Source organism: Plesiomonas sp. PI-19, assembly GCF_021368255.1.
GTDB classification, from domain to species: Bacteria; Pseudomonadota; Gammaproteobacteria; order Enterobacterales; family CAMTGL01; genus Plesiomonas; species Plesiomonas shigelloides.
In genome coordinates this window covers 1440002-1454702 of record NZ_JAJNMQ010000001.1, presented here as the reverse complement: position 1 = coordinate 1454702, position 14701 = coordinate 1440002, and the positions used below count along the sequence as shown (strand labels likewise).

Sequence of the window (14701 nt, the reverse complement as noted above, 5' to 3'; positions counted from 1 at the left end):
TTCGCTACGCGAATTTTATGCCCATTTCAAACCGCTGCGCACGCGAGCGTGCTGCGCTATGCCCCTTAACTAAATGTTATCAATATCGCATAGTGCTGTATTTTAAAATCGCCGTAACATGATGCTACGGCGAGAGAGTCAGCTAATCACTCATTGCATATCTCTGTGGCTTCTCTTCGAGAATACAGTATTTTTTGACACTCTGAATTAGTACAATTTAAAATTCTTTGTAGATCATCCTCTGAATATCTTTTTATTAATTGATCGATCATTCTTAATGAAGTGTCATAATATCTACATTTGGTGTTTTCTTTTTTTAGGTAGCTGTTAAGTTTGAATCTTGCGATTGCAAGTTCAGATAACGCAGAATCTTTTTCCTGTGTAGCCCTCTCAACTTCCTTTGCTGACAATCTTTCACTTATGTCTAATCTTTCTTGAATGTCATCTATTACTTTATTATTATTTGTTATTCTTGAGAGTTTTAGTTGCTCCTCAGAATATTTGCTGTAAAAGTACTGACGTTGGATTTTTTCTAATGACTTGATATCTGTTTGCCAAAAACCGTCCCAATTCCATAGGACGATGCAGCCTATTACCGCCCAAAATATAATTCCCGCTATATCCGAAAGAAAACTACTGCTCTGCTTAGCACTGATGTTGTAGGTAGCGGTTTTATCTATATCTGACACTAAAGTTACCTTGCTAGTTTTTTATTAAAAAGAAATTAAGTAACAGAGTACCGATGAAATAATGTGCATTACACCAGCAGTCTCTATTTATGGTATAGCAACAGCCATACGGAACATGTAGTGTCGTTAATTAATGAGTGAAAATCAAGTTATTTATAATACAAAATCATTGTTGGAGGATTTACTGAACACTATTACCTCTTTTCTTTGCCCATTTTGATGTTATTGATAACAAAAAGTTAAGCAGGGACATTTTGAAATGAGTATTCGCTGCGCGAATTTTATACTCATTTCAAACCGCTGCGCATGCAAGCATGCTACGCTATGCCCCGGTAACTAAATGTTAGCTGAAAGGCGAATTTAATAAGCTTTTGTGGATTAAATCTGAGCACTTAGCATAGTGAATTTTTACGGCTCAATTGTATTTGTTCTTCGATTTAGCCGCTGCGTCTAATGAGTGAGTTGCCTTGGTTACTTAACCGTTTACGTAAATGTCGTATTCTTTCCAATCCTGTGCATTGTTGGTGAGCGGTCGCGTTGAAGAGTCTGCGGTGTAGGCGAATGTAATCCTGTTTTCTTTCCAGTCAGCGGGTTCGGCTGCAACTGAGAGTTTTGGCATAGCCAGCTTTGCTACAACTGCAAAATTGTATTCTTTCCTCTTGTTTGCATGGTGTTTAGCTGTACGAAATCAGAGTTCTTTTGCACAACAGGTGGCGAATGGTCGAGTCACGTGGAAGTGTGTGAATAGAATAGGGCAAGTACAATGCTCGCCAAGGTCTATTGTCCTTACTTAAGGTTGTTTGGCTGGTCGGTAAGTGTAGTGTTTTTAGCAGCCTTGGGGTTTCAGCTAACAAAAAACTCAACAGGGACATTTTGAAATGGGCATTTGCTGCGCAAATTTTATGCCCATTTCAAACCACTGCGCATGCAAGCATGCTACGTTATGCCCCTTAGTTAGAAGTTATCAAGTGGTTATAACTCTGGCTGGGTGCTTACTGCTCGTAGAATTAGCCATAGAAAATACTACGGCTAATGCAATACCTCTAATAAATATTTTCTACTTATTCATTTTAATTGAGAGAGTGACTTTTGTTTTTTGTCCTTTTGAGCTGATAATGCTTCCACTGATTTATTAAATTCACTAAGCATTCCTGTTCTTTTCCACCAGATATATGCTACATATGTAAATGTAGACCACAATCCCACACTAAAAATCAGTTGCCATGTATCGAATGTTGCTGCTTGAAGGTTGTCGAAAAATCTTTCGATGGAGTTTATCAATCCAAATAAAAAGAGTAAGGCATATATCCCTCTAAATAAAACTCTGTTCATTTCGATGCTTGATTTTTTCATTTTCTCTAATGTTTTTATTTCTAACTCAAGAATTTCAATGTCATTTTTCAATGATTTTGCTCGGATTTTCTTAAAAATGAAAACAAATACTATTGTTATAATCCCACCGATTACTCCAATTATTAAGCTTTTAGCATCATCCATGAGTGACCGCTCCGGTGTTTTAAGTCAGGGTGAGTTAATTACTAGTGTCATCTTATCGTTTTTACGTGGTACGTTAACCTGAAAAATTTATTTTTGCGAAACGTATCAGAAGGATTTGTTCAATAATGCAATTATATTTTATCAATCTTGATAACAAAAAGTTCAACAGGGACATTTTGAAATGGGTATTCGCTATGCGAATTTTATGCCCATTTCAAACCGCTTCGCACGCAGGCGTGCTGCGCTATGCCCCTTAACTAAATGTTATGTGCTTGTGTGAAAATGCTCTATCTAAGAAGCATTAAGAATGGTAAAAAGCTAATCATATAATTTGAACTGTGAGTTACACGGAGTGTATATGATCTCACGAGAATCCATACTCAGAGTTGCGCGGCCAACAGATAACCTAGATAAAATCAAATATATGTATATGACTGGCCTTGGATTTTCATTACTTGGTGAGTTTTACGATCATGATGGTTTTGATGGCGTCATCTTGGGGCATGACAATCACAATTATCATTTAGAATTTACTCATCACAAAGGTCAAGTTGTAGGCTGTGCGCCAACAAAAGATAATCTTCTAGTCTTTTACGTTCCTAATAATGCAGAGTGGGCGAGTGGATGCTCACAAATGGCTATGGCCGGATTTAATGAGACTAAATCATATAATCCATATTGGGATGTGGTTGGTAAAACCTTTGAAGATATTGATGGCTATCGAGTTGTGCTGCAAAATCGGCAGTGGGTAACATCACCACGCACATAACAAAAAATTCAAGCAGGGACATGTTGAAATGAGCATTCGCTGCGCGAATTTTACGCTCATTTCAAACCACTTCGCACGCAGGCGTGCTCCGCTATGCCCCTTAATTAAATGTTATCAGGAGATCAGCTTATGCACTGCATTTAGCTAATATAACCTTATGCACTAATATCTTAATTACATGGGCTCTTTTGTTTCATTTTTTTATTTGCAAGCCAAATAACTACAGCAAAAAAAACAGCAGCTCCAATTAAAATTACGTTTGTTGTAGTGGATGCTTTAAAGTGAGACATCCATTGTGTATATAAATGAATTATGGAGAATGTCGCTGAAATGTTTAAACACCATCGATTTTTGTGTTTCCATGACCACAGCATCGTTATCAATAGCATAGCAGTCCACATTAATGAAAACGCAGATTGTGGTATGATTTGTATTAGGCTTTCTACAAACATAGTACTCAACCAAAATCCAATGTTAGCCAAAATCAGGCTGGTTTTTAGTGCTGTAATTGTTATGCTTTTGTATTCTGTTTTCACTTTCGTCGAAATTACATAAAGTACAATGGTTAATGTGCTGAAAATGATAATAGTGGTAGAGTATTCTGGCATTATAAACAAATACCTTGGGATATAGTCGTATTTATCCGCGCAGGCACTAGCAGAAACCATCAATACGCTAAGGCATGAAAGTAGGCTACTCTTTGAAAATATACTAATCAAAGTGAGTATGATGGTTACGGTGACAAACGAGATGAAATTGTTATTTGTAATAGAAGCAACTCCTAAACCGGCGATTAACGATCCAATTAAAATGCATGTGTTAGAAATAGTTTTCCATTGCTTAAATCTACTGCGCAATAATAATAGGCCAGTAAAAAGTACACATAATCCAACTGTAATTACCGTGGTTGTTGTTGGGAATCTAACAAGAATGAAATAACTAGCCATTATGGTTAATAGGCCAATTAGAAGATTTAGTGCTAGATAATTTTTTGTTTTTCCTGGTAACATAGTAAGTTTGTCATACTCAGCTTGCGTAATACAACCCTTGCTTAATAGTTGTTCTAGGTCTAGCGTTTTTTTCATTTAAAATCCCTTGGCATTTTTCAAACAGAACTAAAAACAATACCAGCCTCAATACTAACTCGCCATCTTGTCATACATAATACAGCAAATGTTTGTGTTTCTAAATGATTTTAGTGGGGGAATGAAGTCGATATCCTTTATTGTTAGCTGCAACACATCTAGCCTTTCATTAATCGAGTTCCTTGATAACAAAAAGCTAAAGCAGGGACATTTTGAAATGGGCATTCACTGAGTGAATTTTATGCCCATTTCAAACCGCTGCGCACGCGAGCGTGCTACGCTATGCCCCTTAGCTAAATGTTATCTGAAAGGCGAATTTAATAGGCTTTCGTGGTTTAAATTTTAGGCCGTAGCCAAGCTAATTTTCGCGGGGCAATTGTATTTTTTCTTCGGTTTAGCTTCAGCGTCGAATGGTCGAGTTGTCTTGGCTACAGTGCTATTTACGTAAATATTGTATTCTTTCCATTCTTTCCATTCTTGAACATAGTTGGCGAATGTGCGCGTTGCAGTTTCAGCGGTATAGGCGAATGTAATCCAGCTTTCTTTCCCGTCAGTTGGTTCTGCTGCAACGGGTAGTTTTGGCATAGCATAGCTTGCTGCAACTGAGAAATTGTATTCTTTCCTGTTGGACGCTTGGTTTTTAGCCGCACGAAATCAGTGCTTTTTCACACAATTGAAGCTGAACGGTCGAGTCACGTGGAAGTTCATCTGTAGAATAGGGGCATTACAGTGCACGCCGAGCAAAATCGCTTTTACTTAAGGCGGTATCGTGGGGCGGTTACTGCTTGCTTTTAGCAACCTTGGGGTTTCAGATAACAAGAAATTCAAGCAGGGACATTTTGAAATGAGCATTCGCTGCGCGAATTTTACGCTCATTTCAAACCACTTCGCACGCAGGCGTGCTACGCTATGCCCCTTAGCTAAATGTTATCAAAGTTAAAATCGGCTCAACTGTGTTATTCTCTTAGCTGATTACCGCCGCAGCAAGATGCTACGGCGAATGAAGATATTATGATTCGGACTCCTCTTGTCCAAATATTCTGTATGTCGGGAAGTGTAAATTATCGTCATATAGATACCTAAATGCCGAAACTTCAGGTAATAGATTTCTTCTGTTACCCCAATTGTAGACATGAGTCTCTAGCGGAATATCATTACTGACGGTATTTATGTTTGATGAGTTCAATGCGGGAGAGTGTGTGAAGATTAGTAGCTTTTCTGCTACAGAGATCTGCTCGCTCCATTCTTTATCGGAAATTTCCTCATTTCCAGCAAACCGTCCAACATAAATTTTTAGCTCATTTTCATCTTGCACATATCCCCATTTAGTATGTTGAAGAATACGAACACCAAATGTTTGATATGTGGCTTGACCTATGTATAACAAGACATTTGAGCCATAAACTGTATGAACGCCATAGGCTTGATATAGGCCATAATCTTTTCCAGAGTTCATGCTCTTAATTTGTTCTAGTGAGTATGGGCCATCCCATTGGATATGTATCTTTTTCATATTGCTAGTATTTATATTTGCCATGTTCGTTAAGTAATTTTATAAATATAAAGTCATGTGATTTATTTGTGGGTGAGGTTTTTTTATGCGCTAGTTGTTCTCGCTTAGTAATTTGCTAGCCATTTAGTAACTAGATTAGGTACTGCGATGCTTGCTCGTTCTTGAATAAATTTAAACCCATAAGGTCGTTTTTGGGGATGCAAGGAAATGATGATTTTTTCTGCTTGTTTAGGTGATAGCTTTAGCAGTGTATTTGTAGGGTATACAGAGAGAGATGTACCAATAACTAAAACCTTATCAGCGGTAGATATGTGATGTTGGCATAGGTCAAAGTTGCGCACATCTTCACCAAATAGGACAACATCTGGGCGGAGTTGACGGTGGTCAGTTGCCAAGTCACCAATAAAAATAGGTTTTCCGTTTAATTTTATTCGTGCAGTAGCGTCTTTTTCACTGTGTGCATAATCGATCTCACCATGCACATGTATAACTGTTTGTGATCCCGCTTTTTCATGCAGGTTATCTACATTTTGCGTTATTATGACAACTTCATACTTTTCTTCTAAACGCTGTAGTGATAAATGAGCCTCATTTGGATCTGCTTTTAATGTTAGATCTCTTCTGTCATTAAAAAAATTAAGTACCGCGCCGGGATCGCGCTGCCAAGCATCAATGCTGGCAAGTTTAGTCCACGAAAACCTCTGCCAGAGTCCATCTGAACTTCTAAACGTTGGGATTCCGCTTTCTGCACTGATTCCAGCACCAGAAAGAATAACAATCTTTTGTGTATGTGGTGATTGTAAGCAGTGCATGTGAACTTCAAAAAATCCTTGTTGACATTATGTCGTATAAAGTCTATAGACCATATCATGATTCAGCTTATTGTAGTAGTCATATGGAGTTTGTGTGAGGATTTTTCTTGATGACGAACGGGTGACTCCACCCGGATGGGTTAGAACATACTGGCCTGATGAGGCTATTAAGCTATTAGACAAGGGGGGCGTGACAGAAATTAGCCTTGATCATGATTTAGGTGATGATACCCGTGGTACTGGATATGACGTCATAGTTTGGATTGAGGAAGCGGTAATAACGCGTGGTTTTATTCCGCCAATAATAAAAGTTCATTCAGCAAACTCTTCTGCTAAAGTTAAGATGCAACTCGGTATTGATAATATAAATAGATATAGGTGAGTTTTTCTACCAGATGTTATTTTGATAACAAAAAGTTGAAGCAGGGACATTTTGAAATGGGCATTCGCTGCGCGAATTTTATGCCCATTTCAAACCGCTGCGCCCGCAAGCGTGCTGCGCTATGCCCCTTAACTAAATGTTATCAGGAAAGGCATTTAACCTATGTTTGAGTCGAATATAATAATTGTAAGGTTGCCATGGTAGAGTGCTACGGAAGATAGTAAGCATTACATTTTTAACGTAGCATTAAGGTGTGAGCAGTACTACTACCAAACCTACTCATATCACTGTAAATAAAAAAACCAACGAAGACATCAAAAATGCCAAACGTTGGGAATTAATCTTAAATGCTTTGATATATATTAAATTGAATTACTTTCATATATTTCAAAGCTTGGTGCCTCTGAGTCACAGCCTTCTGGCTTGCTCAGCAGATAGATATCTTCTATGACTGCATACCCGTCAAAACCTGATCTTCTTGCGATTACTAACCATTCAAAAATACCATGCTCAGACTCTGCGTAATAGATATCTTCCATAACATCATCATCCGGCTCTTTATAGCCGCTACTAGGTTCTTGACGAATTTTTCGGTTTTTTAAATAAATATCATTAATCTCGAAAGACTCATTTCTGTAAGTATAACCTATAGAATAACCATTCCATTTTATTTGCCAAGCCATATGAACTTCCTTTAAGTTTAACTAGCCACTTCTCATATATGGGGGCTAGTTTTGGTAATTCAAGCCTATTTTTACACATAACAGCACTTTAAGTGGAGTTTCCCCTATAGCATAGTAATACTTCCCATGCTTCCGGTTGCTGAAATGAAAAATATTATGCAATATTGAGTGTCGCATGCTGCCGTTTGGTTAATCGTTGGGTTGTGTGCAGGGTGTGAGAGTACACATTGCTGTGCAAGCATCGAATTCCGTGATAACAAAAAATTGAAGCTGAGACATTTTGAAATGGGCATTCGCTACGCGAATTTTACGCCCATTTCAAACCACTGCGCACGCAGGCGTGCTCCGTTATGCCCCTTAACTAAATGTTATCAGGAGTTGTGCGGAATTACCTTTTGTGGCGAATGCTAATTAATGATTTGGCGTGTATTGTGAAATCTACAAGTTGCAGGAGTGAACTGGGCGAATTTGCTGTGCTAGTTTGCAAACAAAACATTACATAAAGTGTAACCCTCTGATTTATCGAACTAGTTAAATTGCTTGCATGTGATGTGGTTTACTGTAGTGTGAAATGTACACTAATTTTGTCATCTATAAAAATATATGACTTAGTTAATCTAACCAACTTAAGGCATATATGACTAATAAATTGCGACTTCGCTATCAAACGATCGAGATTGGTAGCCATGACATGCATCTGTGCACTTTACGTGATAAGCAGCAGTTCTCTGATCCAAAAGATGTAGCGCGTGATCTAGGCATATCATCTGCAACGTGGCCAATCTTTGGCGTAGTGTGGCCATCAAGTCTTGTGCTTGCTCATCACATGCTCGATTTTGACATTTCAGGCAAGCGGATATTAGAAGTTGGTTGTGGTATGGCAGTAACGAGTCATTTACTTAACAAAAGAAATGCGGATATTACGGCGACAGATTATCATCCAGAGGTACAGCAATTTTTAGATCGCAACACTCAGCTTAATGACGGTGAAAATATTGCATTTGAACGTCTTGATTGGGCTGGTGAAGATAGTCATTTGGGATTATTCGACGTTATCATTGGCAGCGACTTACTTTATGAAGATGAGCATGTGGATTTACTCGCAGGATTTATCCAAAAACATGCAAATCAGCAGTGTGCGGTCATCATTGTTGATCCTGGCCGTGGAAGAAAAAGTAAGTTTAGTAAGAAAATGGTTGAGTACGGATTTGGCTATGATCATATCAAACCTGAACATACAGAATTTTTAAGTAAAGATTTCAATGGCTATATATTGAGATTTTACCGTGGTTTTGTTGATGAAGTTAACAACACCATAAACGCTTAATATTTAGAGTTAGTTCGTATATTTTTAGCTTACTCCAAAGTTGCTGAGCCTGCATCTAGCTCCGTGATAACAAAAAGCTCAAGCAGGGACATTTTGAAATGGGCATTCACTACGTGAATTTTATGCCCATTTCAAACCACTTCGCACGTAAGCGCGCTTCGCTATGCCCCTTAGCTAAATGTTATCAGGAAAGGCATTTATTTAATGTTTTCGGCGCATGAGAGAATTGTAATATTGCCGTAGTAGGTACTACGGCGACGGCGAATGAGAAATATTATATTCTTGACTATAAGCTAAGCGGCGCAGCTTGCTGCGTCCACTCTTGAGCGCCTTGTTAGCTCTTGGTTATCTTTTTAAAGCAGTGATAAATCTCACCATCACTCTCATCTTTTAGTGACAGCTCTGTTTTTGATAACTTTAATATTTGTGCTGATTCACTAATATTTTGAGGGAACATTTTTTCAAGATTCATTATATTGTCGAATTCTGGATGACTTACATTTACTAGCTTTATCTCTGCGGTTGTAGATATGAGATAACCATCTTTTATTTCCCAACTTCCACTATCTGCATATAAATACTCCAGCTCAGGGAGTTCAGGATAGTTTAGTTTCATGTTGCCAAGGCTATTAAATTTTCCATTTCTAATATATGTTGAATCTACTTCATATGATATTTTTCCCGCATCTTCCTCTATAACTACTTTGCAGTTCCAAGTTCCGTAAAATAATTTGCTTTTATCTATTTCAATTTCAGAATTATTGGCACGTGCTGAAGATGATGCGATTAAAAAAGTTAAGATTAAGTAAATTAGAGGTTTCATAAACTTCCTTTTGATTGTATAGAGCTAACAGCATATTATGCGGAAAGTTTCCTTATAGTAACGTGGTATGCACTCTGAGTCACCAGATTAAAGTTATGTAGTGTGCTGCGTAGTGATTTTAATTGTGAAAGTAGAGTGGCTCATGCTTTGAGTACGCAAAACACATTGCAGAGTGGGCATCGGTTCCATGATAACAAAAAGTTAAAGCAGGGACATTTTGAAATGGGCATTCGCTACGCGAATTTTATGCCCATTTCAAACCACTTCGCACGCAAGCGTGCTTCGTTATGCCCCTTAACTAAATGTTATCTGGAAGTGTATTGAATTCATAATTACTGCGAACGTAATTACTTGTAATAGTGCCGTAGTGAATACTACGGCGAATGTTTTTATTGGTCTAATTCTTTAATTGTTTTTGCTGGCGTGCCGCCGACTAACGTATCCGGCGGAACATCTTTTGTGACAACAGAGCCAGCGGCTATCACTGAGCGTGCGCCAATAGTTACGCCCTGACAAATCACCACATTTCCTCCGATCCATACGTCATCTTCAACCACGATTGGTAGGCTGCTGCATTCCCAGTTTCTACGCTGTTTGTAATTAAGTGAATGTGTAGGTGTGTAGAACTGAGCGTTGGGGCCAATCAGTACGTTGTTTCCGATAGTAATCGGGGCATTGTCGAGCATTGTAGCGCCCATATTGATGAATGTATTATCACCAATAGAAATGGTTTTACCGTATTCACATAAGAAGGGCGGGCAAATGACAGAGTCTCTACCTACATGTTTGAGTAGCTGAGCAACAAACGGTTTTCCATCCTCAAATTGATGTGAATTGATCTTTTTGAGCAGGGTAAATGCTTGTTTTCTCTGTATCCCAAATTCAGGGCTAAAGGCATCATACTCCAAGCCTAAGCACATCTTTTCGAATTCAGTCATAGTGTCTCCATCTCAACAACAGTTCAGCAACTCAACTGGGTTTGTGATAGTACCAAACGCCTGAAATTATACTGTGACTGGAGCGGCATCATGCAGTCTGTTGGAAAAGAAGAGTAAGGTAGGGTGTTGGGGCGGAAACATTGTGCTTTTAGCAGCATCGGTTCCAGATAACAAACAGCCAAACAGGGACATTTTGAAATGGGAATTTGCTGCGCAAATTTTACGCCCATTTCAAACCACTGCGCACGCAGGCGTGCTCCGTTATGCCCCTTAGTAAGAAGTTATGATTTCATTAGAACTGTGCTGTTTTCTTCAAAGCTAGAATAAATCGTGTTACCTTTTAGCCAGTTTTACAGGGTATCAAATAATGCATGGAGCTGCATGATGAGGGCTTTTTTTCTTGGTGCTTTACTTGTTCTTCAACCGACAGTCTCAATGAGTACTGAAAATACTCAAATCTCATCAGAGGTTACGAGTTCTTCTGCTATTCCTGTGTTCAAAGATTTTCCTTCTTCTGCACCTTATATTGGTCCAGCAGGAAAATTAATAAAAAATTCAGAACTATCTAAAACATTCCCAACTCGACTAAGCAAAGCAATGGCTGAACCGCCGGTAATTGCTGGTGAGTATGTTATTACTGGTTGGGGGTGTGGTGGGTCTGGTTGCTACGTTGAAGCATTAGTGAATAGGAAAACCGGGCAAGTGATTGATACCACATTTAATGCATATAATTTGTGGCAAGAGAACGAGAGTGGGGATGGTGAAGATTTACGAGTTGGTGAGTGGATTGACTCGTACAATCTTAATAGTCGATTAGTTGTCACATCAAAAGTTGCTGAGGACGTTGATGATGGCAACTCACGCGAATATCTAAAGAATTATTATGTCATAAATGGTAATAGTCTAGAGCTAATTAAAACTGTTAAAGAGAGCAAATAACTTATTTTTAGGAATGTCAGTGCCTAAAATAATAACAAACAGCTCAAGCAGGGACATTTCAAACCACTGTGCACGCAAGCGTGCTCCGCTATGCCCCTTAGCTAAATGTTATCTGAAAAGCGAATTTAATAGGCTTTCGTGGTTTAAATTTCAGACCGTAGTCAAGCTAGTTTTCGTGGCGCAATTGTATTCTTTCTTCGATTTAGCTTCAGAGTCGAATGGTCGAGTCACGTGATCAATCATCGGGAGAATAGGGTAAGTTCAGGCTCGCCGAGGAAAACTGCCTTTACTTAAGGCTGTTACCTTGGTCGGCAAAACTCTGCTTTTAGCAGCCTTGGGGTTTCAGATAACAAGAAATTCAAGCAGGGACATTTTGAAATGAGCATTTGCTGCGCGAATTTTACGCTCATTTCAAACCACTGCGCACGCAAGCGTGCTTCGTTATGCCCCTTAATTAAATGTTATCAAGAAATTGTCTAAATCAACATTTGCGGTGGTGGTGAATAGTTGTGATAGGATTATCTGAAGTAAGACAGTGCCAATAAGCGGCTAAATTATTGGCACGATTCTCTTAGCTAATCATCGAATTTTTCTCTAGCCACTCTAAAGTTACTAATGTTGCGAGAGAACAAATGCTCTTATTGTCCGCACCAATGAACTTTAATTCTTCAATTTCTGACTCAGGATGTAGATGGCCGCTGTAATCAGATAAGTAGCAAGTTAACTTAACAGTAACACCTTCATCTTTTCCGTCCGCTTGCGCTTCAAATGTACCAGTGTATTTTATGGTTTCAGGTATTAAATCAACGTCTAGCTCTTCTTTTATTTCGCGGAGTAGGGCTTGCTCATCTGATTCACCAGATTCGCGCTTACCACCTGGCAGATAAAATAGTGATTTGCCTTTTGACCTAACGGTTAAAAGTTTACCGTCACGAATGAGTATCCAAGCTAATTTATCAATTATCATTTTCACTAACCTAAATTTGGTTGCAGCATAGGACTATATTCGCGGTTTGATATACTATATTGCTGAGACTTTTACCATAGCATAGGCTGCTAGTTGTGAAGTTAGTATACAAATTCTGCCATTGATAGAAAGTTAGCCTGTTATTTGGTGCTATGTATTTTGGTTGCTTTGTTAGCTGCGGATTCTTGATAACAACAAGTTCAAGCAGGGACATTTTTAAATGGGCATTCGCTGCGCGAATTTTATGCCCATTTCAAACCGCTGCGCACGCGAGCGTGCGCAGCTATGCCCCTTCGCTAAATGTTATCAGAAAAGGCATCAAATTAATATTTTAGACGCATGAGAGAATAGTAGTATTGCCGTAGTAGCGTACTACGGCGAATGAGAAATATTATACCTTTAACGCCGCATTAAGGTGTGAGCAACGCTACCACGAAAGCCAACCATACCACCGTAAACACAAAACCCAACGATGGAATGAAAAATGCCAAGCGTTGGGAATCACTCTTAAATGCTTTGTATTAGTGGCGATTAAAAATTACCCCACCTCACAGTCGTCAGCCATCACCACACCCCTAGCCATTACAAATATACCCATACAACCGCAATGTATCCTCCAAGGAACACAAGCGAGTCCCTAGATTAAGCGTTGCGGCACTGCCGGCGGCGACGCCAAAGCGTACGGTATCAATGAGATCTGCGCCTTGGGATAGTTTTAATGTCATTGCGCCAACCATGCTGTCACCCGCGCCAACAGTACTCATTTTTTTCACCGGTGGAGGTACAACTTGCACGCAATGATCACGGTCTACGGCGAGTGCCCCTTGTGGCCCGAGTGACACCACTACGCGCTCGACGGCGCCAGACTGTACTAATTCTTTGGCTGCATTGCGCACGTCATCAGGATCTTCCAAAGTTCGACCAATCAGTGCAGAGAGTTCATTTTGGTTCGGTTTGACCAACGCAATACCGCCTAAATCTAAACACGCTTTTAGGGCATCGCCAGAGCTATCGATGATGCACTGGAGACCGTTGGCTTTTGCTTGTTGCACCAGTTCGATTAATTTTTCTAACGGTGTGCCGGGAGGTAAGCTGCCACTAATAACCAGAATCGAACCGGCAGGTATGGTATTGACGCGCTGTGCCAGTTGGTCAAACTCGGATTGGGTTAATTGCGCGCCTGGCATCACAAAGCGAAATTGTTCGCCACTGCTGTCTACATGGACATGCAGATTTTGCCGTGTCCAATCGGCGGTAGTTAAGGTCTCAGTCTGAATACCTTCGCGATCAAGCAGTTCTTTGAGATGCTCGCCTGTCGGTCCGCCAATCGGGAAAATCGCGTGAGCTTGACCGCCCAGATAGACGATAGCGCGCGCAACATTAATTCCACCGCCGCCCGGTTCAAATACCGGTGCGGTACAGCGCAGTTTTCCTTCCGGATACATTTTGGCGGTGGTGGTAGCGCTGTCTAATGAAGGAGACAACGTTAACGTGAATATCTCGGTCATGATAATACACCCTTAATGGTCGTCATTAGCGCACGACATGGTGCGTGAGCGGGGCGGATGCGAAACTGTGCATCTATAAGCCGCGTCTCTAGAAGCTATGCATCTAAGTAAAGCATATAACCGAGAACTGATGAGCTGGCATGTAAAAGAGCGTGATGTTGCGTTGAGATATCCCTGAGCAGGTGGCTTCGTGTATAAATGAATCAATCAATATGAGAAATCAGATAGGGAAAGCAAATGAACATATCTATCCAAAAAATCACACCACACGATGATGCGGTGATTTGCCACATTATCAAAACAGTTGGCGCTGAGTTTGGGGCAATTGGGGACGGTTTTGGTCCTTCTGATGCTGAAGTTCTGCATATGAGCGAACATTACTGCGCTTCAATGCGAAGCCAATATTGGGTAGCACGTATTGATGGCGTGGTGGTGGGCGGCTGTGGCATTGCGCCATTTAATGACAGTACAGAGACCTGTGAACTGCGTAAGCTCTTTTTACTGCCGGAAGGTCGAGGCTGCGGGTTGGGGCGGCAATTAGTGCAGCAATGTTTATCTTTCGCTCAAGCGCAAGGGTTTACTCACTGTTACCTCGATACCTTAAAAAGCATGCATGCGGCGATTTCCCTGTATGAATCTTTAGGATTTGAACATTTAGCTCAACCGCTAACGGGTACACCACATTGTGGTTGTGATGTTTGGATGCTAAAGAAAATCAATAAGTAAATGAATACGGGGAAGTGCAGCCTGCTGTCGTGCATCCCCTTTA

16 protein-coding genes are annotated in these 14701 nt (G+C 40.0%); 5 read left to right on the top strand and 11 right to left on the bottom strand.

Annotated elements, in window-relative coordinates:
• Positions 1–146: 146 nt before the first annotated feature.
• Positions 147–689 (bottom strand): hypothetical protein, encoded by a 543-nt coding sequence (locus tag LQ901_RS06655; protein WP_233672065.1) that lies wholly within the window; start codon positions 687–689, stop codon positions 147–149.
• Positions 690–1754: 1065 nt separating this feature from the next.
• Positions 1755–2186 carry a hypothetical protein gene (locus LQ901_RS06650; RefSeq protein ID WP_233672064.1) on the bottom strand — a complete coding sequence of 144 codons (432 nt, stop codon included), beginning with the start codon at positions 2184–2186 and terminating at the stop codon, positions 1755–1757.
• A 358-nt stretch (positions 2187–2544) separates the two neighbouring features.
• On the opposite strand from LQ901_RS06650, the gene LQ901_RS06645 reads away from it, so the two are divergent.
• On the top strand, positions 2545–2955 hold the full coding sequence (locus tag LQ901_RS06645) for a VOC family protein (protein WP_064977677.1): 411 nt from the start codon (positions 2545–2547) through the stop codon (positions 2953–2955).
• 170 nt (positions 2956–3125) lie between these two features.
• On the opposite strand, the gene LQ901_RS06640 is transcribed toward LQ901_RS06645, so the two are convergent.
• From LQ901_RS06640 to LQ901_RS06625, 4 genes are all read right to left on the bottom strand, one after another.
• A complete protein-coding gene (locus LQ901_RS06640) occupies positions 3126–4040 on the bottom strand; it encodes a hypothetical protein (protein WP_152135640.1) in 915 nt (304 codons plus the stop codon).
• Between the two features lie 342 nt (positions 4041–4382).
• The gene (locus LQ901_RS06635) at positions 4383–4625 is read right to left on the bottom strand and encodes a hypothetical protein (RefSeq protein WP_233672063.1); all 243 of its coding nucleotides are present in this window, start codon (positions 4623–4625) and stop codon (positions 4383–4385) included.
• A gap of 424 nt (positions 4626–5049) precedes the next feature.
• Positions 5050–5577, bottom strand: a complete 528-nt coding sequence (locus LQ901_RS06630; RefSeq protein WP_064977680.1) for a hypothetical protein — start codon at positions 5575–5577, stop codon at positions 5050–5052.
• Between the two features lie 80 nt (positions 5578–5657).
• Positions 5658–6365, bottom strand: coding sequence for a Sir2 family NAD-dependent protein deacetylase (locus LQ901_RS06625; RefSeq protein ID WP_064977681.1), 708 nt, complete (start codon positions 6363–6365; stop codon positions 5658–5660).
• A gap of 94 nt (positions 6366–6459) precedes the next feature.
• Here LQ901_RS06625 and LQ901_RS06620 point away from each other — a divergent pair, with 94 nt between their 5' ends.
• Positions 6460–6747 (top strand): cyclic-phosphate processing receiver domain-containing protein, encoded by a 288-nt coding sequence (locus LQ901_RS06620; protein ID WP_064977682.1) that lies wholly within the window; start codon positions 6460–6462, stop codon positions 6745–6747.
• Between the two features lie 362 nt (positions 6748–7109).
• On the opposite strand, the gene LQ901_RS06615 is transcribed toward LQ901_RS06620, so the two are convergent.
• Positions 7110–7430: a hypothetical protein gene (locus LQ901_RS06615; protein ID WP_064977683.1), complete on the bottom strand. Its 321-nt coding sequence runs from the start codon at positions 7428–7430 to the stop codon at positions 7110–7112.
• Between the two features lie 637 nt (positions 7431–8067).
• Between LQ901_RS06615 and LQ901_RS06610 the strand changes: the two genes are divergently transcribed.
• Positions 8068–8757, top strand: a complete 690-nt coding sequence (locus tag LQ901_RS06610) for a methyltransferase (RefSeq protein WP_064977684.1) — start codon at positions 8068–8070, stop codon at positions 8755–8757.
• Between the two features lie 334 nt (positions 8758–9091).
• Here LQ901_RS06610 and LQ901_RS06605 read toward each other — a convergent pair whose 3' ends face one another.
• Positions 9092–9580 (bottom strand): hypothetical protein, encoded by a 489-nt coding sequence (locus LQ901_RS06605; protein WP_064977685.1) that lies wholly within the window; start codon positions 9578–9580, stop codon positions 9092–9094.
• Between the two features lie 389 nt (positions 9581–9969).
• The gene (locus LQ901_RS06600) at positions 9970–10518 is read right to left on the bottom strand and encodes a sugar O-acetyltransferase (protein WP_064977686.1); all 549 of its coding nucleotides are present in this window, start codon (positions 10516–10518) and stop codon (positions 9970–9972) included.
• Positions 10519–10899: 381 nt separating this feature from the next.
• Here LQ901_RS06600 and LQ901_RS06595 point away from each other — a divergent pair, with 381 nt between their 5' ends.
• On the top strand, positions 10900–11457 hold the full coding sequence (locus LQ901_RS06595) for a hypothetical protein (protein WP_152136289.1): 558 nt from the start codon (positions 10900–10902) through the stop codon (positions 11455–11457).
• Between the two features lie 571 nt (positions 11458–12028).
• Here LQ901_RS06595 and LQ901_RS06590 read toward each other — a convergent pair.
• Together LQ901_RS06590 and pfkB are read right to left on the bottom strand one after the other, a co-directional pair.
• Entirely contained in the window at positions 12029–12424 is a 396-nt protein-coding gene (locus tag LQ901_RS06590) for an NUDIX domain-containing protein (protein ID WP_064977688.1), read from the bottom strand.
• Between the two features lie 575 nt (positions 12425–12999).
• Positions 13000–13932 carry a 6-phosphofructokinase II gene (pfkB, locus tag LQ901_RS06585; RefSeq protein ID WP_152136287.1) on the bottom strand — a complete coding sequence of 311 codons (933 nt, stop codon included), beginning with the start codon at positions 13930–13932 and terminating at the stop codon, positions 13000–13002.
• Positions 13933–14169: 237 nt separating this feature from the next.
• Between pfkB and LQ901_RS06580 the strand changes: the two genes are divergently transcribed.
• Entirely contained in the window at positions 14170–14658 is a 489-nt protein-coding gene (locus LQ901_RS06580; protein WP_152136286.1) for a GNAT family N-acetyltransferase, read from the top strand.
• Positions 14659–14701: the final 43 nt, after the last annotated feature.

Coding starts and splice junctions, on each gene's coding strand:
- LQ901_RS06650 (WP_233672064.1), bottom strand. CDS start 2,186: ATGGATGATGCTAAAAGCTTAATAATTGGAGTAATCGGTGGGATTATA.
- LQ901_RS06645 (WP_064977677.1), top strand. CDS start 2,545: ATGATCTCACGAGAATCCATACTCAGAGTTGCGCGGCCAACAGATAAC.
- LQ901_RS06640 (WP_152135640.1), bottom strand. CDS start 4,040: ATGAAAAAAACGCTAGACCTAGAACAACTATTAAGCAAGGGTTGTATT.
- LQ901_RS06635 (WP_233672063.1), bottom strand. CDS start 4,625: ATGCCAAAACTACCCGTTGCAGCAGAACCAACTGACGGGAAAGAAAGC.
- LQ901_RS06630 (WP_064977680.1), bottom strand. CDS start 5,577: ATGGCAAATATAAATACTAGCAATATGAAAAAGATACATATCCAATGG.
- LQ901_RS06625 (WP_064977681.1), bottom strand. CDS start 6,365: ATGCACTGCTTACAATCACCACATACACAAAAGATTGTTATTCTTTCT.
- LQ901_RS06615 (WP_064977683.1), bottom strand. CDS start 7,430: ATGGCTTGGCAAATAAAATGGAATGGTTATTCTATAGGTTATACTTAC.
- LQ901_RS06610 (WP_064977684.1), top strand. CDS start 8,068: ATGACTAATAAATTGCGACTTCGCTATCAAACGATCGAGATTGGTAGC.
- LQ901_RS06605 (WP_064977685.1), bottom strand. CDS start 9,580: ATGAAACCTCTAATTTACTTAATCTTAACTTTTTTAATCGCATCATCT.
- LQ901_RS06600 (WP_064977686.1), bottom strand. CDS start 10,518: ATGACTGAATTCGAAAAGATGTGCTTAGGCTTGGAGTATGATGCCTTT.
- LQ901_RS06595 (WP_152136289.1), top strand. CDS start 10,900: ATGATGAGGGCTTTTTTTCTTGGTGCTTTACTTGTTCTTCAACCGACA.
- LQ901_RS06590 (WP_064977688.1), bottom strand. CDS start 12,424: ATGATAATTGATAAATTAGCTTGGATACTCATTCGTGACGGTAAACTT.
- pfkB (WP_152136287.1), bottom strand. CDS start 13,932: ATGACCGAGATATTCACGTTAACGTTGTCTCCTTCATTAGACAGCGCT.
- LQ901_RS06580 (WP_152136286.1), top strand. CDS start 14,170: ATGAACATATCTATCCAAAAAATCACACCACACGATGATGCGGTGATT.